Origin of the sequence: Thermocladium sp. ECH_B (assembly GCA_001516585.1) — an archaeon.
Classification (GTDB): Archaea; Thermoproteota; Thermoprotei; order Thermoproteales; family Thermocladiaceae; genus Thermocladium.
In genome coordinates this window covers 1-1,137 of the sequence record LOBW01000152.1, presented here as the reverse complement: position 1 = coordinate 1,137, position 1,137 = coordinate 1, and the positions used below count along the sequence as shown (strand labels likewise).

The window sequence follows — 1,137 nt, the reverse complement described above, 5'->3', positions numbered from 1 at the left end:
CATTCATGGTGGATAGGAGCAATTGCGTGGAGACTAATCCCATACATGTAATCGGATTGCGGGGCACAGGTACTGCAGAGGTTAAGTTCGTTGATTGTAGGCTAGGCGATGAATCTGTGGTGGGCGAGGTCAATAAGGGTTTCTATGTGGCAATAAATAGCTTAAACCTGGGAAGAACATGTGTTGGCTCCATTGGTCTAGGAATAGCGGAGAGGGCTTTTAGGGAGGCACTTAATTATATAAAGCAAAGAAATGCGTTTGGGAAGTTATTAGCTGATTTTCAGTCGCTTCAACACTATGCGGCCAATATGTATGCTCAAATAGAATCAATCAGATCGCTTGTATATACTGCGGCATATATGAAGGACAAGGGTTCCCCGGATTTCCTGCTTTATGCCCACGCAGCTAAGTTGCTTGGTTCTAGGCTCGGCGTTGATTCAACTAGGATAGCTATACAAATGATGGGAGGAATGGGTCTCTCCACGGATACTGTGCTTGAAATGCTTTACAGAGATGCCAAGGTTACTGAGATATATGAGGGGGCAAACGAGATAATTTTAAACACGATTTATAAATTCATGGAAAAATAAGAACCAGCCCTTTCAAGAGGAAAAGTGGTGGGGCCGATTCATCTTGTTTCACTCCACTGGTAGTCCATGCTCCTTTATTTGCCTTATTTCCTCGGTCTCAAACCCTTGCTTTACCGTAACTATGAAAATTATCGTGGAGATAATGATCATTCTGACCTCCTCCCCGCCTTTAGGGCGAGGGTTCCCCGAGGTCTAGGGGGTTACGCCCCTTTCACGGGCGCTACTCGATTATGATCCACGATAAAGGAGAGGGGCTTCTTTATTGCTGAGATCGTTATGCCGGTAGCCTTCTTCAAGATATTTAAAGCACCATTCAAGTCACTATGCAATTTATGTCCTTTAGGGCAACTAACTACTCCCCTTGGATGTCTCTCAACCTCAACACCATGATAAGCACAATACTTGGACGTATTATACTCAATGACCTCAAACACACGAATACCATACTCCTGAGCTTTTAGCTCTATGACCTCCATCAACTCTCGATAAGACCACATGTTCACTGTGAACTTATTGCCCTTATCCTGCGCGATATTGAAGGGGTACC

General features: G+C 44.4%; 1 protein-coding gene and 1 pseudogene. One reads left to right on the top strand and one right to left on the bottom strand.

The window, feature by feature from the left end; all coding sequences use genetic code 11:
* The first annotated feature begins 5 nt into the window (after positions 1-5).
* Positions 6-590: a hypothetical protein gene (locus tag AT710_09870; protein KUO89591.1), complete on the top strand. Its 585-nt coding sequence runs from the start codon at positions 6-8 to the stop codon at positions 588-590.
* 200 nt (positions 591-790) lie between these two features.
* Here the strand turns inward: AT710_09870 and AT710_09865 are convergent.
* Positions 791-1,137 (bottom strand): annotated as a pseudogene (locus tag AT710_09865).

What these genes read in the sequence shown, in the direction of transcription:
- AT710_09870 (KUO89591.1), top strand. Translation starts at nt 6, where the DNA reads ATGGTGGATAGGAGCAATTGCGTGGAGACTAATCCCATACATGTAATC.